22 protein-coding genes and 3 tRNA genes are annotated in these 21,260 nt (G+C 49.4%); 22 read left to right on the plus strand and 3 right to left on the minus strand.

The annotated features are described in order from the left end of the window. The first annotated feature begins 190 nt into the window (after window positions 1–190). The 6 genes from WD467_02980 to WD467_03005 all read left to right on the plus strand — a co-directional run bounded on the left by WD467_02980 (window position 191) and on the right by WD467_03005 (window position 2,261). Entirely contained in the window at window positions 191–421 is a 231-nt protein-coding gene (locus tag WD467_02980; protein MEX2452846.1) for a hypothetical protein, read from the plus strand. A 63-nt stretch (window positions 422–484) separates the two neighbouring features. Next, window positions 485–1,171 carry a hypothetical protein gene (locus tag WD467_02985; GenBank protein MEX2452847.1) on the plus strand — a complete coding sequence of 229 codons (687 nt, stop codon included), beginning with the start codon at window positions 485–487 and terminating at the stop codon, window positions 1,169–1,171. Beyond that, window positions 1,168–1,620 (plus strand): cupredoxin domain-containing protein, encoded by a 453-nt coding sequence (locus WD467_02990; GenBank protein ID MEX2452848.1) that lies wholly within the window; start codon window positions 1,168–1,170, stop codon window positions 1,618–1,620. The genes WD467_02985 and WD467_02990 overlap by 4 nt, the downstream gene beginning before the upstream one ends. Before the next feature lie 65 nt (window positions 1,621–1,685). Beyond that, a tRNA-Arg gene (locus tag WD467_02995) sits at window positions 1,686–1,762 on the plus strand. 80 nt (window positions 1,763–1,842) lie between these two features. Then, a tRNA-Lys gene (locus WD467_03000) sits at window positions 1,843–1,919 on the plus strand. Window positions 1,920–1,988: 69 nt separating this feature from the next. After that, entirely contained in the window at window positions 1,989–2,261 is a 273-nt protein-coding gene (locus WD467_03005; GenBank protein ID MEX2452849.1) for a hypothetical protein, read from the plus strand. On the opposite strand, the gene WD467_03010 is transcribed toward WD467_03005, so the two are convergent. Next, window positions 2,258–3,019 (minus strand): pirin family protein, encoded by a 762-nt coding sequence (locus WD467_03010; GenBank protein MEX2452850.1) that lies wholly within the window; start codon window positions 3,017–3,019, stop codon window positions 2,258–2,260. The genes WD467_03005 and WD467_03010 overlap by 4 nt on opposite strands. Before the next feature lie 110 nt (window positions 3,020–3,129). On the opposite strand from WD467_03010, the gene WD467_03015 reads away from it, so the two are divergent. Together WD467_03015 and WD467_03020 are read left to right on the plus strand one after the other, a co-directional pair. Beyond that, window positions 3,130–3,966 carry a hypothetical protein gene (locus WD467_03015; GenBank protein MEX2452851.1) on the plus strand — a complete coding sequence of 279 codons (837 nt, stop codon included), beginning with the start codon at window positions 3,130–3,132 and terminating at the stop codon, window positions 3,964–3,966. Between the two features lie 4 nt (window positions 3,967–3,970). Further along, a complete protein-coding gene (locus tag WD467_03020) occupies window positions 3,971–4,774 on the plus strand; it encodes a bifunctional 5,10-methylenetetrahydrofolate dehydrogenase/5,10-methenyltetrahydrofolate cyclohydrolase (GenBank protein MEX2452852.1) in 804 nt (267 codons plus the stop codon). Here WD467_03020 and WD467_03025 read toward each other — a convergent pair. Further along, the gene (locus WD467_03025) at window positions 4,752–5,126 is read right to left on the minus strand and encodes a response regulator (GenBank protein ID MEX2452853.1); all 375 of its coding nucleotides are present in this window, start codon (window positions 5,124–5,126) and stop codon (window positions 4,752–4,754) included. The two genes, WD467_03020 and WD467_03025, sit on opposite strands and share 23 nt — an antisense overlap. A gap of 157 nt (window positions 5,127–5,283) precedes the next feature. Between WD467_03025 and WD467_03030 the strand changes: the two genes are divergently transcribed. The 3 genes from WD467_03030 to WD467_03040 all read left to right on the plus strand — a co-directional run bounded on the left by WD467_03030 (window position 5,284) and on the right by WD467_03040 (window position 10,249). Next, window positions 5,284–6,810, plus strand: a complete 1,527-nt coding sequence (locus WD467_03030; GenBank protein MEX2452854.1) for a hypothetical protein — start codon at window positions 5,284–5,286, stop codon at window positions 6,808–6,810. 63 nt (window positions 6,811–6,873) lie between these two features. After that, the gene (locus WD467_03035) at window positions 6,874–8,085 is read left to right on the plus strand and encodes a ThiF family adenylyltransferase (protein ID MEX2452855.1); all 1,212 of its coding nucleotides are present in this window, start codon (window positions 6,874–6,876) and stop codon (window positions 8,083–8,085) included. 43 nt (window positions 8,086–8,128) lie between these two features. Next, window positions 8,129–10,249: an ATP-binding protein gene (locus tag WD467_03040; GenBank protein MEX2452856.1), complete on the plus strand. Its 2,121-nt coding sequence runs from the start codon at window positions 8,129–8,131 to the stop codon at window positions 10,247–10,249. Here WD467_03040 and WD467_03045 read toward each other — a convergent pair. After that, a complete protein-coding gene (locus WD467_03045; GenBank protein MEX2452857.1) occupies window positions 10,238–10,420 on the minus strand; it encodes a hypothetical protein in 183 nt (60 codons plus the stop codon). The genes WD467_03040 and WD467_03045 overlap by 12 nt on opposite strands. Before the next feature lie 63 nt (window positions 10,421–10,483). Here WD467_03045 and WD467_03050 point away from each other — a divergent pair, with 63 nt between their 5' ends. From WD467_03050 to WD467_03100, 11 genes are all read left to right on the plus strand, one after another. Continuing rightward, on the plus strand, window positions 10,484–10,795 hold the full coding sequence (locus WD467_03050) for a hypothetical protein (protein MEX2452858.1): 312 nt from the start codon (window positions 10,484–10,486) through the stop codon (window positions 10,793–10,795). Then, the gene (locus tag WD467_03055; protein MEX2452859.1) at window positions 10,792–12,021 is read left to right on the plus strand and encodes a Y-family DNA polymerase; all 1,230 of its coding nucleotides are present in this window, start codon (window positions 10,792–10,794) and stop codon (window positions 12,019–12,021) included. The genes WD467_03050 and WD467_03055 overlap by 4 nt, the downstream gene beginning before the upstream one ends. A 68-nt stretch (window positions 12,022–12,089) precedes the next feature. Then, window positions 12,090–12,167: transfer RNA gene (locus WD467_03060), tRNA-Glu, on the plus strand. Window positions 12,168–12,233: 66 nt separating this feature from the next. After that, window positions 12,234–13,637 (plus strand): pyruvate kinase, encoded by a 1,404-nt coding sequence (gene pyk, locus WD467_03065; GenBank protein ID MEX2452860.1) that lies wholly within the window; start codon window positions 12,234–12,236, stop codon window positions 13,635–13,637. Continuing rightward, complete coding sequence (locus WD467_03070; GenBank protein MEX2452861.1) at window positions 13,637–14,860, plus strand: phosphoglycerate kinase; 1,224 nt, start codon at window positions 13,637–13,639, stop codon at window positions 14,858–14,860. Before pyk ends, WD467_03070 begins: the two co-directional genes overlap by 1 nt. Before the next feature lie 60 nt (window positions 14,861–14,920). Further along, window positions 14,921–15,679: a triose-phosphate isomerase gene (gene tpiA / locus WD467_03075; protein ID MEX2452862.1), complete on the plus strand. Its 759-nt coding sequence runs from the start codon at window positions 14,921–14,923 to the stop codon at window positions 15,677–15,679. Beyond that, window positions 15,669–16,301, plus strand: a complete 633-nt coding sequence (locus WD467_03080) for a hypothetical protein (protein ID MEX2452863.1) — start codon at window positions 15,669–15,671, stop codon at window positions 16,299–16,301. Before tpiA ends, WD467_03080 begins: the two co-directional genes overlap by 11 nt. Before the next feature lie 21 nt (window positions 16,302–16,322). Then, the gene (locus WD467_03085) at window positions 16,323–17,303 is read left to right on the plus strand and encodes a hypothetical protein (protein MEX2452864.1); all 981 of its coding nucleotides are present in this window, start codon (window positions 16,323–16,325) and stop codon (window positions 17,301–17,303) included. Between the two features lie 71 nt (window positions 17,304–17,374). Continuing rightward, the gene (locus WD467_03090) at window positions 17,375–19,441 is read left to right on the plus strand and encodes a UvrD-helicase domain-containing protein (GenBank protein MEX2452865.1); all 2,067 of its coding nucleotides are present in this window, start codon (window positions 17,375–17,377) and stop codon (window positions 19,439–19,441) included. Then, window positions 19,442–19,876: an NUDIX domain-containing protein gene (locus tag WD467_03095; GenBank protein ID MEX2452866.1), complete on the plus strand. Its 435-nt coding sequence runs from the start codon at window positions 19,442–19,444 to the stop codon at window positions 19,874–19,876. Between the two features lie 159 nt (window positions 19,877–20,035). Further along, entirely contained in the window at window positions 20,036–21,235 is a 1,200-nt protein-coding gene (locus WD467_03100) for a ubiquitin-like domain-containing protein (GenBank protein MEX2452867.1), read from the plus strand. Window positions 21,236–21,260: the final 25 nt, after the last annotated feature.

Below are 21,260 nucleotides of genomic sequence, written 5' to 3' on the forward strand. Positions count from 1 at the left end.
GTCTTCCTTTTCCAGCTAAAACAGTATCGTTTTAGCTGGTTAACAGCCTGCCCCGCTCTTTTCCTGAGCGGAGCAGGCTATAACTAGGTTGCGTAGCGTCAAGAAAAGGTGCGTGGGTAACGTTTCGTTCGGGTGGATAGCCAGGTGCTCTTAATTATATAACCATCTCTTCTCATGTTATTATGGCAACATGAAGACATTAAAGGAATCACTCTATATTGCTTTCGGAGCTTTACTTTTCATTCTAGGTATCGCGGGGGTGGTTGTTTTTCTTTTAGTTAATAATTTTGCAGGTGGGGTTAAGACGACAGGTATCGTAGGTAGCTTAATGGTAGCTATCTTCGGCTGGTGGCTGCTGCGCCGCGGATCTGATAGTACGGCAGATGCCATCGGCTGGATTATTGTACATTTTTGGTCGTAATCCTAGCCTAGGTGCCTTATTCTACCCAAGGTGCAATGCCTCTTGTCCGTGTATACTTAGCCCATGAGTATCAGCCTCAGTAAACTGCCACTTATGGCTTGGAGCGTGACTAGTGGAGCATGTCTATTGGCACTGATAGTGTGGTGGCAGGGGCTGAACAATGGACTAGCAAGCATCAATTCATATACCCTTTTCCCTCTGCTCGGCATTCTCGCTTTTAGTATCATGTGGGCGCACTATATTATGAGCGCTGTACGCCAGATTATGCGAGCAGAGACGGAGGTACTTAAGACCTATTTCGAAATTACCAGCTGGCTAGCACTTATAGCTCTACTACTCCATCCGGGACTACTTGTGTGGCAGCTATGGCGGGATGGTTTCGGTTTACCCCCAGGTAGTGTGCTAGAGAGCTACGTTGCGCCGACTTTGCGGGGGGTGGTCATTCTCGGAACACTCAGCCTAGCGGCTTTCTTACTTTATGAGCTGCGACGTATATTTCAGACTATCGGCTGGTGGAGGTGGATACAGTATTTGTCTGATGGTGCGATGCTAGCGGTCTTATACCATGGCTGGCAGCTCGGTCGGCATCTTCAAAGTGGCTGGTATCGAATGGTATGGATAATGTATGCCATAACGCTTATCGCAGCACTGGGGTATCGATACAGGGGACTCGTAAAAGAGAAACGGGAGAGTACCCGGAATGACAAGACAGATGATTTGACACATAATAGGCAAAGGAGGCAAGGATGAGAGCTAATCGTTCATTTATAGTTATCGGACTTATCATATTAATCGCAGTTATAGGGACAGGTTGGTATATCGTATCCCGGGAGTCAGTTGAGACTGAAACTCAAGAGAACCGCAGTAGCGAAGAGACCACTCAGCCCACTGAAGGAGCGGCCGATGCAGCGGCGGAGCCAGAGGAGGGAGCTGTAGCGCCAATTGTCTATAGGAATGAGGGCTTCTCGCCCGCTCAGCTCAGTGCATCGACAGGAACAGAGCTTCTGATACGTAACGAGTCATCTATTAGCTTGCAGTTTAGCTCTGATCCGCATCCTGCTCATACTGATAATAGGGAGTTGAATGCTAGAGCTATTCAGCCAGGCGAATCAGTGACTATCACAGTTGAAGAAATCGGCCGGTGGGGTTTTCATAATCATTTTAGGGAGACACATCGCGGCACGCTCACTGTAGAGTAGGGTAATGTCCCTATGTAGCGTGGGCTCGCTTCGGGCTAATCTGATATAATTGCCTCTGTATTCGTGCACCCGTAGCTCAGTGGATTAGAGCACTGGTCTTCGGAACCAGGTGTCGTAGGTTCGAATCCTACCGGGTGCACCATATAATTCGCTATTGCGGAGTGGTTAGCTTAACTGTTTTACAATTATATTCTACCTCTGTAAGATAGTAGCGGGTTACACGGGCCATTAGCTCAGTTGGTTAGAGCATCTGCCTCTTAAGCAGAGTGTCCCGGGTTCGAGTCCCGGATGGCCCTCCATACAAATACCCCGACACAAAAGCCGGGGTATTTGTATGGAGGTGGAATCTCTAATGCTATACTAATCGCATGAAAAGATTTAGCTTTAGTAATAAGATTTCGAGAATCGGACTAGCAATGTTCATTTTGGCTAACCCGCTGGTGTATTTGCTGGTTGGGAGTCTGGTTGTCGATATTCGAAATCTATTTGGAGCTGATATTGTTAGGCAGTCTGTCAGTTATAGTACGGAAGATCCTTTTATCATCGGAATGTATGTGGTCGCCGCAGCTGGATTCTTATTTATGATCATCGGTGCATTACGACAAGATCGCATGCCTAGAGTGCGCAGTTCAAGCAACTAGCGGGTTAACAATCCTAAGCCAGCTCCAAACGTAGTTCGAATGATACGAGCAGTGTCTGGAGCTATGAGCTTGATAGTCCTCTCCACATCGAGCGGTGGGAATATAGCTGTCGATTTACGTACTAGCTTCTCATCATCGAGTGTTATCACGCCCTCTCTAACTGAGAGTAGACCACCCTCGCCGGCCGGTATAGTCCAATTTAGCGTCGTGTTTGCGTCAAAGCTTGTATCGTTGAAGCTACGGATATCGCAGTGAATAGGAAGAGGGGCGTCGCCACCGACCATATGTCGCGTACTAACCCCAGGTGCCTCTTTAGTAATAGGCATATCTTTTTGCTCAAGCACTTCGAAGCTAGTATCTTCTGGAACTGGATCGGTGGTAGCGACGAGGATGAATAGTTCGCTATCGACATCACCGTTATTCCACTCTTTATGAATCATGCCGCGCTGACCTTCGGTAAAGCGAGCCATGGCGCCTTCGGGTATATGACCCTTAATGCCATTCAAGGCGTCATCGTGGTCGAAAGTGCCTTTCTCGGAATAAAATAACCGTTCGTTGTAACGGTGCGGGTGGTGGCCGATGCCCTGGCCGGCATAGATAACTGAGTCGTGAACAGTGATGATGGGTCCGACGTATTGTATGTGGGTGAAGGGCCCGACTGATTCGATGGCTATCAGCCCCTCCATGCCAAACTCTTTCGCTGTTAGGGTGTAGTGATCTTCGGGTGCGAGAATAATGCGATCTGGCAATTGCTTCACGTCTGACTCCTTCTCTACTTAAGTGTAGCAACGATTCAAGTTGTTCGCAGTAACGCAGGTCAACATAAATTGACTAGTTTTTTTCGTGAGCAATCGGCATAGTGGTAGGTATGAGGCAACCATTTACCGCCACCGTAGGAGTTGAGAATCGGGGTCAATACCTCGAAATTGCACATGCCGATGTCGACCGACGTTTAGGTGAGATTGCAGTCGGGATACTGATGAGCGAGAAGACAGGACTAGAGAACATATCTAATCGTCATGGCCTCACGTACCCATTATTTGATGAGGTCGATGAAATTGTAGCGGCTCAGCATGAATACGGAGTGCCAGCGGTGCCACTAATCATTCATTACAACACTGACCGACCCGATCAAGCGGGACAACAGTTAGTGGCTGCACTGCACCGACATGAGACGATTGCGGCTGTGCAGGTCAACGGCTTGCAACCTGAGCATTACGGAAATCTTGAATTCCTGAAGGCTGCTCGGCCGAAGTTAGATGTTATCGTGCAGATTGATAACTATATGTTACGCAAGTATCGACACCAACCCGACCGTTTCTATGCGGCCGGTCCTGAATTGCTGGTCGAGGAAGTAACAAAACATGGGGTGATCGATGGTGTATGGCTGGATGGGTCCGGCGGCTGCGGTAAAGAGCTAGACGTAGATGTCCTTATCCCCTATATCGATGCATTTGCTCGGAAAGGTATCAGTGTCGGTGTGGCGGGTGGTTTGCACGCAGGTAGCGTACATGATCTATTACTACCACTACTTAGACGGTACGCAAGTCTAGATAATACACAACCAGCTTCTATCAGCTGGGATGCCCAAAGTGGTGTTATGGATGAGACTAGGAGCGGGCATCGGTTTAATACTCAAAAAGCTGTTGACTTCCTGTGCAGTTCAAATGCCCTGCGGCGAGAGGTGGATAGTCTGATACAGTAAGAGCATGTTACTCAAAAGTTCTGAACTAGCGGATTATATTAAAGCTCAGCAGGTTCAAGCCGTGCGTAGCCTGCAGCATACCGGTATCAAGCCTAAGCTCGCTATCGTTCAGGCGGGTACTATGGTAGTGAGTGATACTTACGTGCGGTTGAAGCAAGCTTATGGCCAAGATATCGGCGTTGAAGTAGAGCGATACGATACGGATACCAGCAACCTTGTGGATACGATTCAACGCTTAAACGGCACGGATAGCATTCACGGTATCATCGTGCAGCTACCGCTCCCTGAGAGTATTGATACCGGAGAAGTGTTGAACCGGATAGACTCGGTAAAAGATGTTGATGGACTCGGTGCAGAAAGTGCGTTTGATCCGGCCACTCCGACGGCGATTCTATGGCTATTGAGTGAGGGTAATGTCGAGCTAGATAGTAAAACTATCGGCGTGATTGGTCACGGTCGACTGGTAGGAGCACCTCTAGTACGCATACTAAAGGCATCAGGTCATGAACCCTTAATTGCTGATAAAGAAACAGGAGATGTGGCTGAGCTGATGAGGGAATGTGATGTTGTCATTACCGCTACCGGGCGGCCCGGGCTGATTACACCTGATATGGTCCACAGTGGACAGGTTATCATCGATGCCGGCACTAGTAGTGAGGACGGTAGTTTGGTGGGCGATGTCGACTCATCGTTGTATGAGCGTAGCGACTTAAAAATCAGTCCTGTTCCGGGTGGAGTGGGACCGTTGACGGTGGCGGCACTGTTTGCAAACGTGATTGAGGCGTTTAAGCGGCAAGGGCGCGGCTAACCCGCTCCGCCACCTGCTTAGGGGTGAGGTCGGCCTTGACGATGAAAGAATCGACACCGAGCTCCCGGATGGCTTTCGGTGCTTCGGCTTCACCCATGTTGGTTAGGATGATCACCTTGACATCCTTGCCCCAGGACTCAGCGCGCATTTTAGCTAACATCTCAGCCCCATCCATCACCGGCATCATGAGATCGAGGAGTACTATATCTGGCTTGAACTCGCGTACCATCTCGAGCCCCTGTTCGCCATCACCGGCATAGGCAACATCGAAGCCTTCGGCTTCGAACTTCATACGATACATTTGGACTATAGCTAAGTCATCTTCGATAAGTGCTATTTTAGTTTTTGCCATCGATGCTTATCCTTACTTAAAGCTGTTACTGATTATATCATCAATTATTAATGGTATTCAGTTAGGGGTTAGTAGCTGTCGACGTTAGATGGTATTTTTGGTATCATCGGTAGTAATAGATCATAATTTTGCCATAATGAAAATTTAATAAATAAATATGTTTTCGTCCCAAAACTCAGGCATCGATATCGATGTACCAAAACTCCAGCGTCGACTTAAAACTAAGCCAGAAGCCTACTGGATGCGCAGGGGGGAGAGGATGGCATTAGAGCTTTTCCAGGCAATGGCAAAGCGGGTTCCAGCTTATAAAGATTTCTTAGCTAAGAATAATATTGATCCGCGGAAAGTGAAACAGGCGGCGGATCTATCAGAAGTAACTCCAGTTGATAAGGATAACTATCTGCGGCAGTATGATCGCGCTCTGTTGTGTTGGGACGGTAGGTTTAAGGAAGAGAACTGGGTTATATCCTCGACATCAGGTTCGACTGGCCAGCCGTTCTATTTTCCGCGACAGTATGCGCAGGATAAACAATATGCTGATATGGCCGAGCTTTATTTGCGCGAGAACTTTAAGCTGCAGGATAAAAGTACACTCTACATCGTAGCTTTTCCAATGGGTGCATGGATTGGCGGGGTCTTTACCTATCAAGCGCTTCAGATAGTGGCGAGTAGAGGCTATGAGTTGAGCATCATTACTCCGGGCGTTCATAAGGGTGAGATAATCAATGCCATTAAAAACCTAGCTGATGATTTCGATCAAATTATTATCGGTTCATATGGCCCATTTCTCAAAGATATTCTTGATGATGGTGTTCGAGCTGGTATAGATTGGAAGCGATATAATCTCGGTTTTATCCTTTCCGCCGAGGTAATCTCTGAGACATTTCGCGATTATATTGCTAAAAAAACCGGTATAGATATCTTGACCGGTAGCCTGAATCACTATGGAACGGTCGATTTAGGTACGATGGCGCACGAGACCCCAATCTCGATTCTCATGCGCCGACGTGCTGTTGAAAACTCGACACTCTATAACGATATCTTCGGCGATATTACTAAGCTCCCGACTTTGGCTCAGTACCTTCCTGAGCTATTCTATTTTGAAACAGCGGGCGGCAATCTCTATTGCTCAGCCAATAGTGGTATACCTTTAGTACGTTACGACCTCAAAGATCATGGCGGGTTGCTTACTCTGACTGAGATTGACGACCTCTCTCGGCGTTACGATCTCGGCGTTGAGCAGGTGCTTCAAACTAGCGGTGCGGCCGACTCGATCTGGAATCTGCCATTTGTGTACGTTTATGAGCGGAGCGATTTTTCTGTCAGTTTCTTCGGTTTTCAGATCTATCCAGAGACTATCAGACGAGCCCTGCAGAGTGAGGTTTTTGAGTCAGATATTACAGGAAAGTTCACTATGGAGGTGGCCTATAGTGAGGAGGGCCGTCAGCAGCTAACTATTCATATCGAACTCATGGCTGAGCGTAGTCCTAGTACAGCGTTGAGACGAGCACTGGAACAAGTACTTGTTAGGCAACTACTAGAAGAAAGCTCTGAGTATCGGGAGACCCATAAACACTACAAATCAGATGTACGACCGCATGTTAAGTTATGGAACTACGAGCATGACACTTACTTTAAGTCTGGTACGAAACAGCAATGGATTAAGCGTGAGCCGAAACCGTAGTATTGAAATTTATATGAAAATACAGTATAATATACATAATATTGCAGGGGTAATAAAAGATCGATGAGTGATAAAGCGTTTACATTTAGCCATGCAGGAGAACAGATATCTCAGACACTGAAGCGATCGAAATGGAGTCAACCCGACCGGTTTAATCTAGAGAATAAGAAGGATAAAACTCGGCTACAAGCACTAATCACTTCAGGTGATACCGTGGATATACATGATCAGGTGCAGCTCATTGCTGAGGACCTGTATGATCTAGCGCACCCAGAACAAAAAGACAGCAAAGATCCAAATACATACGCTGACTTTATCGCGAATATTACCGCTCAAGGGATGGAGTACGGCGAGTGGTTCTTTTTCCCTTGGTCGCGGGCACTAGTTCGCTATCCGGAGCGGGAAGATCTTCGCCGTATCCGTACTTCTCGTAATCGTAATTTGATTACGAGCAGCGAACAGGAGCGACTTTATGAGGCCACCGTAGCCGTTTTCGGCCTGAGTGTTGGCAGTAATGTAGTTGAGGCGCTGCTCTCGTCTGGTATTGGCGGCAAATTGATTATCGCGGACATGGATACCATCGAGCCCTCAAACCTAAATCGTATTCGGGCCGATTTTACCCAGGTAGGTGTGAAAAAACTAGACTATGTGGCTAAGCGCATCAGCATGATTGATCCTTATATCGAGCAGGTACATTTACCTGCTGGGTTAACAGCTGAAAATCTCGAAACGGTTGTTACTAATCACCGACCCGATGTCATTATCGACGAAGTCGATAACTTACCGATAAAAATTCAACTTCGTAAGGTAGCGCAAAAAGAAGGTTTGCCGATCGTTATGGCTACGGATGATGGCGATAATGCCTTGCTCGATATCGAACGTTATGATCTGGAGAGTATTGAACCTTTTAACGGCCGTATCCCAGCGGAAATCATCGACTCAGTTATAAGTGGTGAGTTTCCGCGAGAGAAACTGGGTCTAGTAATTGGGAAGTATTTTGTTGGGGTGGAGAACATCCCTCTTAGAATGTTTCAATCACTGCAAGAGGTGGGCAAGACGTTACCTAGTTGGCCCCAGCTGGGTAATGCTGCTGCTACTGGCGGTACGGCGGCAGCCTTTGCGACTCGTCAGATTATTCTAGATCGCAATTTACCGACCCAGAGGGTGATGGTGGACTTCGATAAGCTCATGAATAGTGAGATTCATACCAAAGAGTATCGAAGAGATCTGGCTATGTATCGGGCAATGTTGGAGGATATACCGGTCGTCTCTTAGCCTGCCTGTGGTAGTATAGTTACAAAAAGGTAGCGTTTATATCATGATACTGTCTATCGTAATTGCCGCTGTACTCGTCCAATGTCTGATTGTAGCCTTTGTATTGTCGAAAAAAGACAAGGACGGTAGTCACGTCTTGTTTGCTTGCGCGGCGTTTTCCCTGGCGGCATGGGCATTCGCTAACTACCTCTCTACCATACTAGTCGGAGATGCCTTGCTTTATGCCATGCGCTCAGTGATGGCTTTAGTGGTAGTGCAAAATACTTTCCTGACTTTATTCTGCTACTTCTATCCGATAGCTAGAGTTAGACGAATGGGGTGGCGACTCTATATTTACCTAGCATTCTCTCTCATTACTGTTGCCTTAACATTAACTCCTCTGGTTTTTATCGACACGACTTTAGTGAACGGTACACCATATCCTGAGGCTGGACCGGGAATATTAATATTTTTAATCCACGCTGTAAGCTCGGTAATAATTGGTATGGCACAGCTAGTTAAGCGTCGCCGTCGTTCTGTCGGCTCGGCTCGAGCTCAATTAGCGTTTATTATCTTGGGCGTTGCTTTACTCTGGACTATCGTACCGGTTACTAACCTAGTGGTGACCTTGGTGCTTCAAACCACCCTCTTCATCCGGTTGAGCGCAGTATATGTTTTGATTTTCTCCTCAATTATCGCCTATACCATAGTGCGTCATCGGATGTTCGATATTCGCCTCGTAGTAGCTCGTTCCGTAGCTTATTCATTAGTGATAATCACTATGGGCTTACTGTATGGCTTTGTCGTGTTTGGGGTGGCAGAACGGCTGTTTCCTTCCTCAAATGCTACCGGACTCCAGCAAGTTTTCTATACACTTGCTGCCGTATTTCTCGCTCTAACTTTCCAGCCGATTAAACGTTTATTCGATCGGGTTTCTGATCGAATATTCTATCGTAATCGTTACAGTTCCGAAGATGTACTGAATCGTCTCGGTAAAGTCTTTGTAACCAAAGGTAATAGCTTCGAGCTGCTCGATGATACACTACAGATTATCGTTTCTGCTCTCCGGGTTGAGTCCGGTCGTTTAATAGTGGTCGATAATAATGAGATATATGCTACGGCCCATACAGGTGATGGTATCGAAGTAGAAACGACAGCAGCTACACTCTCTCGTTTTCCCCAGCAAATAAATATCCTTGATGAAGCACATAGTTCTGATGAACAGACGCTCTTGCGTAGCTTGAAGTCCTACACCGTAGTGAGGCTGACGACGCAGAATGATCTTGTCGGCTACCTCCTGTTAGGAGCTAAGCAGTCCGGCACTATTTATACTCAGCAGGACATTAATTTGCTCGAGATTCTCGCCCAGGAACTGGCCGTGGCCGTGCAGAATGCCAAGAGTTACGAGGAGATTCAGGCTTTTTCTGAAACCCTGAAGAATGAAGTGGACGAGGCGACTGCCCAGCTCCGCGAGACTAATCAGCGGCTGATAAAACTCGATGAGGCTAAGGACGAGTTTATCTCGATGGCTTCGCACCAGCTGCGGACACCACTAACTACGATTAAGGGCTATCTATCAATGCTACTGGAAGGTGATGCCGGTAAGCTGACGAAAAAGCAGACCGACTTTATCGACTTGGCTTTCGTCAGTTCGGAGAGGATGGTGCATCTAATAGCCGACATGCTGAATGTCTCGCGCATCTCCACTGGTCGCTTAACTATCGATACTATGACGTTCGATCTAGCGGAGGTAGTAAGTAGCGAGATCGATCAGCTTCGCCGTCAGGCCGAAGCTCGAGACGTTAAACTTACTCTGCATAAATCAGATAAGTCGATTATGGTCAGGCTGGATGAGACCAAGTTACGCCAGGTTATTATGAACTTTACCGATAATGCCATCTATTACGCTCCGGAAGGGCAGGTTGATATCTACATCGAGCAGCACGACCAGACAGTTGAGTTCCGGGTTAAGGATAACGGCATCGGTGTCTCCGTTGAGGCGCAGAAGCGGCTATTTTCGAAGTTTTTCCGAGCCGAAAATGCCCAACACGTCCGTCCCGACGGGACCGGACTGGGCCTCTATATGGCCAAGCAGGTTATTGAAGCTCAGGATGGGGAGCTGATCTTTGAAAGCACGGAGGGCAAGGGCTCGACCTTCGGCTTTCGCTTTAAGCTAAAAGATTAGCATACCTATTACGGTGGCGATTGCAGCCGCAATCGTGGCTGCAATACCGCGAATTTTCAGCTTGCGACGAGAGTCTTTTCTATCCTCGTCTTCAGCGCTGTAGCGGTGAACCGTGACGGGCTGGCTATTCTGAGGCCGTGATTTGCTACGTTTCTTACGAGTTTTTGTCATAACTATATTGTACAGCACAGTGGCAGTGTGCTAAATTTAAAATACCAAACAAAGAGCGAACATATGAGCCATCTACCTTTTATGCCCAGTAGCGAAGACGGACTAGCCGAAGTCGCCGAGTCGGTAGCGGACTGGAAGTATCCACTGGATCTGAACCGGGCGCTATTGCCGCGGCCAGCTAGTACCTTCTTATTGCAGGCCGACAGCAACCGCTACGGTGTGCGCGCTGGAGATACGCTGGTTGTCGACCGGAGCTTGATGCCGGCTAAAGGTGACTTAGTGATCGCTATTGAGGAGAGCGAGTTACGGTTGACGAAGTTTCCGGCGGTAGAAGTATGGGGTGTGGTTACTTATATTATCCGAGGTTTGCGATGATAGCTTTGGTTGACTGTAATAACTTTTTCGTGAGTTGTGAGCGAGTCTTCGATCCTGGTCTAGTGTCTCGTCCGGTAGCGGTGCTATCCAGTAACGATGGCTGTATCGTAGCTCGATCGAACGAGGTGAAGGATCTCGGGGTGACTATGGGCGCACCGGCTTTTAAGTACAAGGAGCTGCTGGTTCGACACCGGGTGGTACTAAAGTCGTCCAACTTCGCGCTTTATAGCGATATGTCACGCCGGGTGATGGCTACTCTGCGTGAGTACACGCCAGAAGTAGAGATATACTCGGTCGACGAGGCCTTTTTGCCTTTAGCGGGTGAGCAGGGTTATTTAGAGTGGGCTCAGGAGCTGAGAGACAAGGTAGGGCGCGATACTGGTATCCCGGTCAGTGTCGGAGTAGCTAGCACCCGAACACTGGCTAAGGCGGCGGCTACTTTATCAAAACGTCGGAGTGGGGTATTAAGTTTCGCTGATTTGTCCGAGTCGGAGGTGGATGACTATTTGCGCGACCTACCGGTCGGGGATGTCTGGGGCATCGGACGCAAACTCAATCGGACGCTGCAGGCTTATCAGGTCCGTACGGCCTACGGCTTGCGCGAGCTACCAGAAGGTGTTCTAAGCCAGCTCAGTGTATCCGTGCGCCGCACAGTTCAAGAGTTACGTGGGGAGGCAGCAGCGGCTCATAAAGCCGCTCGACCTAAGAGTATGGTTAGCACCCGCTCCTTCAGTAGTCCGATTGTGGAGTTAGCGGAGGTACGAGAAGCGCTCAGCTCCCATGCCGCTACACTGGCAGCTAAACTGCGCCGTGAGGACATGACCACCCGTACGTTATCTGCCTTCATCGCTACCGGTGCGTATGAGGGCTACCGGAAAGCTAGTTTAAATCTAGCCATCCCGACAAGTAGCACAAGTGAGCTAGTCCGCGCGGCTGGTGAGTTGGCCGAGCAGGTTTATCGCTCGGGTTTGCGTTATAAGAAGGCTGGTGTGATGGCGTATGAGTTGGTACCGATAGAAGCGCGGCAGCTAGCTCTAGACAGTGCGTTAGATGAGATCAAGGCGGGGGAGAAAATAGATAGCGCTCTAGATACTATCAACCGACGTTGGGGTCCACATGCCTTACAAGTAGCGGCCGAGGGTTGGAATCAAAGCTGGCAGCCCAGACACGCTCTACGTTCACCACGCTACACCACGGAGTGGGATGAGCTGAAGTTAGTAGGTTAGTCAAACTGTTGCCCAATCGGTAAATATTTGTACAATGTATGAGTAGTGTTGGAGCGAGCTCAAATGAAGGCCCCGTCGTCTAGCCCGGTCTAGGACGCCAGGTTTTCATCCTGGTAACGCGGGTTCAAATCCCGCCGGGGTCACCATTTGAGTTTATACACCGTAAGCTGAGGCTTACACTGGGGCGGATAGCTTGCTACACTAGGTAAGAAATGGCAGTAAAATTCAAACGCACCAAAATCATCGCTAGTTTCGGTCCGTCTTCTGATGAGCCAGAGATTGTTAAGCGGCTCCTTAAGGCCGGAGTCAACGGCGTTCGACTTAACTTTTCACATGGTACTCACGAAAGTCATGGTCAACACATTAAGCGGGCCCGTGATGCAGCTAAAGAGATAGGTAAGCCGATCGCTATCATTGCTGATCTGCAGGGACCGAAGATACGTATCGGAGAACTACCTAGCGGCGGCATCGATCTAGAGGTTGGCGATGAGGTGGCGTTTGCTCATCAAGCAGACTATGGCGCCAGTGGCATCATTCCTGTCCAGTACGATTTAAGCAGCAAGGTAAAGCCGGGCGAGATCATCTTTCTCTTCGACGGGAATCTTCAGGTCGAAGTAACAGCCGTGAAAAAAGAGGTTATCCACACTAAGGTTTTAGCTGGTGGCCACTTAACTTCGCGTAAAGGCATTAATCTACCTGATACTGATCTCGGTGGCGATATCCTAACTACTAAAGATTACGCCGATATCGCCTTTGCGGTCGAGAACGATATCGACTATATCGCTATGTCGTTTGTGCAGCGCGCTAGTGATATCGAAGGTTTACGCGATCACCTGAAGCAACTTAAAAGTGATATTAAGATAATTGCTAAGGTTGAGACTAAGGCGGCGGTCGAGAATATCGAGTCAATCGTAGCGGTTAGTGACGGCGTGATGGTAGCTCGGGGGGATCTGGCTATCGAGGTCGGTCCAGAGGTAGTCCCAATCGTTCAACGTCAGATCATCGGTCTAGCCCAACAGTACGGAGTGATAGCGATCGTAGCTACTCAAATGCTAGCCAGTATGACTTCTTCCCCGCAACCGACTCGAGCTGAAGTATCCGATATTGCTACAGCTGTCATCTGTGGCGCAGATTGTTTGATGTTGAGCGACGAGACAGCTGCCGGTGATTTCCCGGTCGAGGCAGTTCGGTTAATGAAGCGAGTTAGCCTCTATGCTGAGGATAACTCACCGGTTGAGCCGCTCTATATAAATATGGAGGACCATACCCGCGGTAGCGCTATAGCTTCGGCCGCTATCACCCTAGCTCACCAGGTTCAGGCCAAAGCAATCATTGCTGAGACCGCTACCGGTCGGACGGCCTTAAACATTGCCGCCCACCGTCCGCAAATGCCGATCATCATGGCTACTAACAACCGTCGGGTAGCCCAGCAGTTAGCTATCGTTTACGGTGGCAAGTCGTACTTCTTTAAGAGTCCTCGTAATGCCGGCGAGAGAGCCATCGAACATTTCAAGCAGCATGGTTACTTCGTCCCAGGCGACGTAGCTGTATTAACGTATGGTGAACATCCCGGTGTAACTGGCGGGACAGACACTATTAAGGTGCGGCAGTTATAATGAGAACCTTGCACGACATCGACCTCCAGGGCAAGACTGTTCTGCTACGGGCCGACTACAACGTGCCGCTCGAGAACGGTAAAATTACCGACGACTATCGTGTGCTGCAGTCATTACCGACCATAGAGTATTTACTTAAGCAGCAGTGCCGGATAGTTATCCTTAGCCACTTAGGGCGTCCCGAAGGACAGCGAAATGATAAATACTCTTTGCGACCTGTGGCGATTCATTTGGCACAATTACTTAAGCGAGCGGTGGTTTTAGCTGATTCTCCTGCGGACGTCGATACCGCGGCCAACCAAGTGACTTTACTGGAAAACTTACGCTTTTGGCCAGGAGAAGAGGCTAATGATGTCGGATTTGCACAGGAGCTGGCCGAACTGGGTGAAGTGTTCGTGCAGGATGGTTTTGGCGTGGTGCACCGGGCTCATGCCTCAACGGCTGCGATTGCACAGTATTTACCTAGTGTGGCTGGGCTACTGCTAGATAAAGAAGTAGCCTTCATCACCGATGCGATGGAAAGTCCTAAGCGCCCCTTAGTGGTGATATTTGGCGGAGCAAAAATCTCAGATAAGATTCAGGTTATCGAACGTTTTATCGATCGTGCCGATTCGATTTTAATTGGCGGTGCGATGGCAAACACCTTCCTAGCTTATGCTGGTTTACCGATAGGTAAGAGCATCTACGAGCCTGGACAGGAGGAGATGATTGAGGGGTTATTACATAAGGTGCTCGAGAAAGAGGAGACCGACTGTAGTGCTTGTCGAGACCTTACGGACCATAACGAGTTACTGGCGGCTCAACACACCATCGATATACCGACCGATGTCGCGGTTGCTCCGGCTATCGAGGAATCGGCTCGCCGCAGGATCGTAACTACTGATGCGGTAGGGGAGGATGAGTATATCCTCGATCTCGGCCCAGAAACGATCCGTCATTATCAGGAAATATTAGCTGCGGCCGGTACGGTCGTCTGGAATGGTCCGGTCGGTTATACCGAGTTGAGTCAGTTCAGGGAGGGGTCAAATCTGTTAGCGACTACTTTAAAGGAGCACAAAGATTACTTGCAGAGCATCATCGGGGGAGGCGACACGGCTGGTTTCGTCCTCAGCTGGGACGTTGATGCAGGCGGTAGCTTTAGTCATGTCTCAACCGGAGGTGGGGCAGCGCTAGATCTTATGGCCGGCAAGGAACTACCCGGTATCGCTGCTTTATCCGACTGATATTTCGATCTGTTTCGTTTGCTCTCCTGGGCACGGCGCAGTACACTAAGGTTAAGCACTATGAGTAAGACGTTAATTGCTGGGAACTGGAAGATGCATCTCACCGCTGAGCAATCGCGGGGCTTAGCTGAACGGGTCGAGAAAACTGCTGTTAAGTATTCTAAGGCGGTAGATGTAGTAGTCTGTCCTACCCACGTCTGCCTTCCCGCTGTTGCCGCAGTAACTAAGAAGCTCTCGGTCGGGGCACAGAACATCTACTTCGCTGATGAAGGAGCATTTACTGGGGAAGTATCGGCCAACCAAGTTAAAGAGTTCGTTCGCTATGTTATCGTTGGCCATTCGGAACGACGTCACGTTTTTGGTGAGCTGAATGAGATGGTAGCTCGAAAAGCGGCCGCCTGTCTGCGTCATAACTTAACTCCGATTATCTGTGTCGGCGAGATTGGCTACGAGCGAGATCACGGTGAGACGGTGCAGGTCTTAAACGACCAGATTGCTACCGGCTTAACCATGCTGACAGCAGCAGAAATCGAGCAGATAGTTATCGCATATGAGCCGGTCTGGGCGATTGGTACCGGTGAGAATGCTAAGCCGGAGGATGTAGCAGCTGCTGCCCGAACTATTAATCAGGCTATCCAGGAGATGTTCGGGGCCGCAGCCGCCAGTAAGTGCCGTATACTCTATGGCGGTAGTGTGACCGCCGCCACCGCCGCCAGCTACTTGGCACTAGAAGAGATTAGTGGTCTTTTAGTCGGCGGAGCTAGTTTAAATGAACATGAATTTAATGACATAGTGGAGCAAGCCAGCCATGACAAATAAAGCTAACAAAGTTAATATCTCGATTGGTGGTTCGTCTTCGACCACTGCCGCCGCAAATACGCCGCAAATCAGTAGTTTCCGTAAGCAGTCATCAGTAACGCCACCTCCCCCTTCTGATAAAGCTAAATCGGTCACCACTCCCGCCCGTGCCGCCAGCACAGCTAAGAAGGTCAGCCCACCGCATCCCATCCTGCATCATCCCGACGCGAAAGATCTAGACGGCGGCTTCACCGCTGACATGTATAAGCCGGGTCAGAAGATCGATCCGACTAGTGCCAAGCAGGCCGTGCCAAAGCAGGCTAGGACTTTAGATGGAACTGTTTTCTCTAAACCTACTGCCGCCGCTCCTAATGCAGCCGAGACCGACTCCCTCTATGACTCCGACGAAGACTTCTACACGAGTAAGCTCGATCCGAAGCGGCGACACCAGACGCCTAGCTTAGAGAAAACAATTGATAGCGCCCGAGTCAATCCATTCACATTGGTACGTTTCTGGGTTATTTTGGCTATATTCTTACTGACAGCTACGACCGGCCTAGTGATGCTATACCAGCTGGAACAGGTTAACGCCGGTTCAGGCATCATCTTCGAATGGACTGCTTGGTTCCAGCGGATTTTATAAGTGGTATAAGGCGGGACATTAATGAGTAAGGAAGAGCCGAAGCAAGCCGCGGAAGTTATAGTGCAGTCAAAGCGCAGCCGTAAATGGTGGCTGGTAGGCGCCTCGATTCTGCTGGCAGCGGTATTCGGGGCCGTGGTCGCTTTTGGTGCCTACCTTCAATACATCACCCCTCAACAGGCACCGCACTCCTACTTTGAGCGCCTGGCGGATGCTAATTCGGCCGAGTACGAGCTGGAGCTAGTAGTCGGTGAGAGTGAGGGTGAATTTAATCTCACGGGCAGCGGTGAATTTGCCGATCTAACGACAGATGAGACACAGCTTTCTTTCTATGGCGGGCTGACGGCTACGGAGCTGCCTTTTAGTTTGGCTCTCGACTTTCGCCTCATAGCCGACAATCTGTATCTGCGCAGTTCCGAGATCGATATTTTTAAGGTTTTTCTGCCCACTCTAGAGGCCGATACTTGGTATAGTTGGCAGTTTGAACCTGAGGATACTAGCGAGCTATCTGGCCGTAGTTGCTCAGTGGCAGACACTACAGCCATAAAACGTTATGCAGCAGAGGATTTGAGCGATCGCGTGGAGCTAGAGGATGCCCGCCGGCATAACTGGCTCCCTATTGAGCGTAATGGTCACCAGATTATTCACTACAGCGGCATCGTTCCCGGTAGGGTATTTGCAGCCATCGCAGCTGACCTGCGCGACGTGACGAGTGACGACTGCATTACTCTAGGGGACAGTGATGAGCTCGATGCCGCTCAAATGCAGCTGGGCTACGATATCTACACTGGCCAAGACTATGATGAGGCAGTGGTTAAGATATTAGACAAAGGTAAGCAGGTAGCCAGCTTCAGTCTAACCACCCGAGGCTATGCCTATGACGTGGAGCTGGAAATCCCGGAGAACTCTAAGTCATTAGAATCGTTATGGGAGGATCTCTCTGCCAGTTATAACTTTACTGGTCAGCTAGAAAGTAGTTCTAGCGACGGCTTCTTAGGGTTATAATCGCGCCTATTATTAGTAGATAGTGGATAACTCGCTAGATTGAGCTCAAGCTACGGGTTACACTTAAATATGTGAATTTAATTGACGATTTAAACCCAAACCAGCGTGCTGCGGTGGAGCACATTGACGGTCCGTTGCTAATTCTAGCCGGGGCGGGTAGTGGCAAGACTAAGACCCTGACGCACCGTATCGCTCATATGATCGAGACCAAGGCGGCTACTCAGTGGGAGATTCTAGCCGTGACCTTTACTAATAAGGCAGCGGGCGAGATGCGCGCTCGGGTAGCTGGACTCTGCAGTGAAAATCCTAACAACCGTTCATTCATGCCTTTTTTGGGTACCTTCCACAGTATCTGCGTCCGTATCCTGCGCGAAGAGGCCGAGAACATCGGTTTGGCGCGCCAGTTCGTCATCTTCGACGCCGGAGATAGTCTGCAAGCGGTGAAGCAGGCGATGCGTCAACGGCAGGTTGATGAAAAGCGGTACAACCCTCGGGCTATTCGCGGACTAATATCTTCGGCCAAGAATGAGCTAGTAGATAGCGAACAGTACAAGGCGCTTACCTCAGGCGATCTCCAGAGCGTGGCGGCTGAGGTCTATCCTATTTATCAGCGTCTGCTCAACGAGGCTGAGGCGCTCGACTTCGATGACCTGCTAGCTCGGACGGTACGGATGTTTGAGTCTAAGCCAGAGATATTAAAACGGTGGCAGCAGAAGTTTCGCTACATTATGATCGATGAGTACCAGGACACTAATCATGCCCAGTATCGTTTCGCTAAACTTTTAGCGGACAAGCACCATAACTTATGTGTAGTGGGGGATGATTGGCAATCGATTTACTCTTGGCGCGGCGCCAATTTTCGCAACATACTTGATTTCGAGCGGGACTATCCACAGGCCAAAGTAGTTAAACTGGAGCAGAACTACCGTTCAACTCAGGCGATTCTAACCGCCGCTCAAGCTGTCATCGCTAAGAACCAGACCCGCTCGAAGAAAGAGCTTTGGACCGAAGGTAATAGTGGGATCCCAGTCCAGGTGGAGCAGGCACCTAACGAACTGGCTGAGGCTGAAATCGTGATGCGCTATGCTAAATCGACCACCCGTCCTTTATCCGATATCGCCGTTTTGTATCGCACTAATGCTCAGTCGCGTGCGTTAGAGGAGGTCTGTATTCGCTACGGTGTACCATACCAGATCGTCGGTGGCGTCCGCTTCTATGAACGGAGAGAGATTAAGGACATCTTGGCTTATTTGCGACTGATTTATCAGCCGAACGATCGGGTCAGTTTCGAACGTGTGATTAATCTGCCGCCTCGCGGTATCGGTGCTCGCAGTCTGGAGCAGTTCTTTGCCTGGCAGAGTGAGCAGGGCTTCCCACTTCAGGTGGCTCTCAGCCGGATCGATGAGTGTGAGGTCCTGACCGCGCGTGCCGCTAACGCTTTCGCTAAATTCCGCGATTTATTGGAGGTGGTACGGGCGACTGAGCTAGTTCCGGCCGAGCTAATCGAGCTGGTATTAAATAAGAGTGGTTACATCGACTATATAAATGACGATACTATTCAAGCCGCTGAACGAATCGAAAACGTGCAAGAGCTAGTCAGTGTGGCCCGTGAATTTCCCGATCTCGATCATTTCCTAGAGGAGGTGGCCTTAATCGCCGACATCGATGGCCTTGATGATGAGCGGAGCGGTATTACCCTGATGACTCTGCACGCTGCTAAGGGCCTAGAATTCCCTGTCGTCTTCATCGTCGGTCTAGAGGAGGGTGTTTTTCCGCATTCTCGTAGCATCTTCGATGCCGAGCAGATGGAGGAGGAGCGTCGTCTGATGTATGTCGGTATGACCAGGGCGATGGAGGAACTACATTTGCTGCATTCACGTACGCGGATGCTGTTCGGTCAGACCAGTAGCAACCCCCCAGCTCGTTTCTTAGCTGAGATCGATGCAGAAAACGTAGTTCATGATGCAGCTCCTAAGATGAGTAGTGCCGATATCGATGTCGATGTCGGCGTTCGTCATCCGGTATTCGGCGAGGGCCTAGTGGTGGCAATCGAGGGCGACGAAGTTATAGTGGCTTTCGCGCGCATTGGGAATAAGAAGTTATCACTGACTTACGCTCCACTCGAAAAGTTAGAGTAGATGGGGGTCTATCATCGGCTAGTACGGATCGGTTTTTTGCTACATAATTTTTTGCGGCGACCTCAGTTGTATCGAGTCCGATGCGCTATTTTCTACCAAGGCGAGATATTGCTAGTACGCCATGTGGGTGGGGCTAACGAATGGTCTCTACCTGGTGGTGGTATCCACCGGAATGAAACTCCAATCATCGCGGCCGAACGGGAAGTATGGGAGGAACTAAAGCTGACGGTGTCTAATTTGCGTGAACTAGAGCACATGCGCGTTACCCACAAGTATGTTACGACCGATAACGTCCTAGTTCGTGGCGAGGCTACTATGCGGAAGCTGAGGCGGCGTAAGTGGGAGCTGCAAGCGGCGGAATGGTTTACCTTGGACGATCTGCCAACGCCACTTTCTCCCACTGCTAAGCGCGTGATCGACATCACAAAAAGTTAAGTTGCATTCGACCCTACACCCCTGTAAAATTAAGCTTGACTTAACGTCAGTACTTGCTAGAATTAGTCCTGTTTGTTTATTCATGTGAGGTGGGTAAATAGCATATAGTAAGGGGTGGAGCCCCAGGAGAAATTTATTTTAAGGCGACACTATACTAAGGTGATTGATAAGTATCACATTAGTAAATTTGAGCTTAAGCTAGCTGTAAGTACAGTCGGCGTTCTGCTACTAATTGTTGCAGGATTAATGCCAGGTCAGATCAATGCCGGCACTAACTCAGTAGTAAGTATTTATGTAGATAATGAGAAACAAGTGGTCCGTACCGATGCTGAGACTGTTGGCGAGGCACTAGAACGGGCCGAGATTAAAGTTGATGAGCACGACTTGGTAGAGCCGAGCCCGACGGCTGAGATTACCAACCAGGTCTTTAATATCAACGTCTACCGGGCTGTACCAGTCCTGCTGGTAGATGGGGAGAACCAACACCGTATCGAGAGTGCCTATGGTAGTCCCCGTTTGATGGCAGAGAATTCCGGAGTAGTAGATTTATATGAAGAAGACCGGGTGGAAGCGGAGTTGATTCAGGATTTTCTCAGTGAAGGTCATGTCGGGTATAAGGTTACGATTGATCGGGCCGTGCCATTCAGTCTGCAAATTGGGGATAAGACTACTACTATGCGTACCCACGGGGCAACCGTCGGAGAGATGTTCGCGGAGGCAGGAATTGAGATTAGCGAACATGACATAGTGCAACCAAAGCTAGAGACTGCGATTACCGCCGGTATGGAGGTTGCTCTAACTCAGGTGGGGTTTGAGACTGTCACAGAGGAAATCGAAGTCGCCCCGGAGACTAAGACCGTAAGAGATAACAACCGACCGTTGGGCTATGAAAAAATCGAAGAAGAAGGTAGGTTAGGCGTGGCACTCGCCACCTACCGGATAGAACTGCGTAATGGCAAAGAGGTAGGTCGTGAGGAGATCCGTCGAGTTGTCGAGCGTGATGCTGAACCGCGAGTTGTGGTTGTGGGTAATAAGCTTAACTATAGTGCGAGCGAGAACCGTGAGATAGGTAGACTGATGGCGGCTGAGCGGGGGTGGACCGGTTCGCAGTGGACTTGCTTAGACACGTTATGGGGAGGTGAATCTGAGTGGAGACATACGGTTTCTAACTATCAAGGTTCGGGCGCCTATGGTATCGCCCAAGCTCTACCGGGTAGTAAGATGGCATCCCATGGTAGCGACTGGGCCACTAACCCTAGAACTCAAATTGCGTGGGGTCTCGATTATATTACTAATCGGTATACCAATCCGTGTGGCGCTTACAACTTTTGGCTAAGCAAAAGCCCGCACTGGTACTAGTAAGTTAGGCCGATATATAAGGACC

This window comes from Candidatus Saccharimonadales bacterium, assembly GCA_040903985.1.
Lineage (GTDB): Bacteria > Patescibacteriota > Saccharimonadia > QS-5-54-17 > QS-5-54-17 > JBBDUI01.

Bases quoted from the DNA above. Each gene is read 5' to 3' on its own strand.
- WD467_03040 (MEX2452856.1), top strand. From the start codon at position 8,129: ATGATACTGTCTATCGTAATTGCCGCTGTACTCGTCCAATGTCTGATT.
- pyk (MEX2452860.1), top strand. From the start codon at position 12,234: ATGGCAGTAAAATTCAAACGCACCAAAATCATCGCTAGTTTCGGTCCG.
- WD467_02985 (MEX2452847.1), top strand. From the start codon at position 485: ATGAGTATCAGCCTCAGTAAACTGCCACTTATGGCTTGGAGCGTGACT.
- tpiA (MEX2452862.1), top strand. From the start codon at position 14,921: ATGAGTAAGACGTTAATTGCTGGGAACTGGAAGATGCATCTCACCGCT.
- WD467_03020 (MEX2452852.1), top strand. From the start codon at position 3,971: ATGTTACTCAAAAGTTCTGAACTAGCGGATTATATTAAAGCTCAGCAG.
- WD467_03055 (MEX2452859.1), top strand. From the start codon at position 10,792: ATGATAGCTTTGGTTGACTGTAATAACTTTTTCGTGAGTTGTGAGCGA.
- WD467_02990 (MEX2452848.1), top strand. From the start codon at position 1,168: ATGAGAGCTAATCGTTCATTTATAGTTATCGGACTTATCATATTAATC.
- WD467_02980 (MEX2452846.1), top strand. From the start codon at position 191: ATGAAGACATTAAAGGAATCACTCTATATTGCTTTCGGAGCTTTACTT.
- WD467_03025 (MEX2452853.1), bottom strand. From the start codon at position 5,126: ATGGCAAAAACTAAAATAGCACTTATCGAAGATGACTTAGCTATAGTC.
- WD467_03085 (MEX2452864.1), top strand. From the start codon at position 16,323: ATGAGTAAGGAAGAGCCGAAGCAAGCCGCGGAAGTTATAGTGCAGTCA.
- WD467_03080 (MEX2452863.1), top strand. From the start codon at position 15,669: ATGACAAATAAAGCTAACAAAGTTAATATCTCGATTGGTGGTTCGTCT.
- WD467_03015 (MEX2452851.1), top strand. From the start codon at position 3,130: ATGAGGCAACCATTTACCGCCACCGTAGGAGTTGAGAATCGGGGTCAA.
- WD467_03045 (MEX2452857.1), bottom strand. From the start codon at position 10,420: ATGACAAAAACTCGTAAGAAACGTAGCAAATCACGGCCTCAGAATAGC.
- WD467_03050 (MEX2452858.1), top strand. From the start codon at position 10,484: ATGAGCCATCTACCTTTTATGCCCAGTAGCGAAGACGGACTAGCCGAA.
- WD467_03035 (MEX2452855.1), top strand. From the start codon at position 6,874: ATGAGTGATAAAGCGTTTACATTTAGCCATGCAGGAGAACAGATATCT.
- WD467_03070 (MEX2452861.1), top strand. From the start codon at position 13,637: ATGAGAACCTTGCACGACATCGACCTCCAGGGCAAGACTGTTCTGCTA.
- WD467_03030 (MEX2452854.1), top strand. From the start codon at position 5,284: ATGTTTTCGTCCCAAAACTCAGGCATCGATATCGATGTACCAAAACTC.
- WD467_03095 (MEX2452866.1), top strand. From the start codon at position 19,442: ATGGGGGTCTATCATCGGCTAGTACGGATCGGTTTTTTGCTACATAAT.
- WD467_03005 (MEX2452849.1), top strand. From the start codon at position 1,989: ATGAAAAGATTTAGCTTTAGTAATAAGATTTCGAGAATCGGACTAGCA.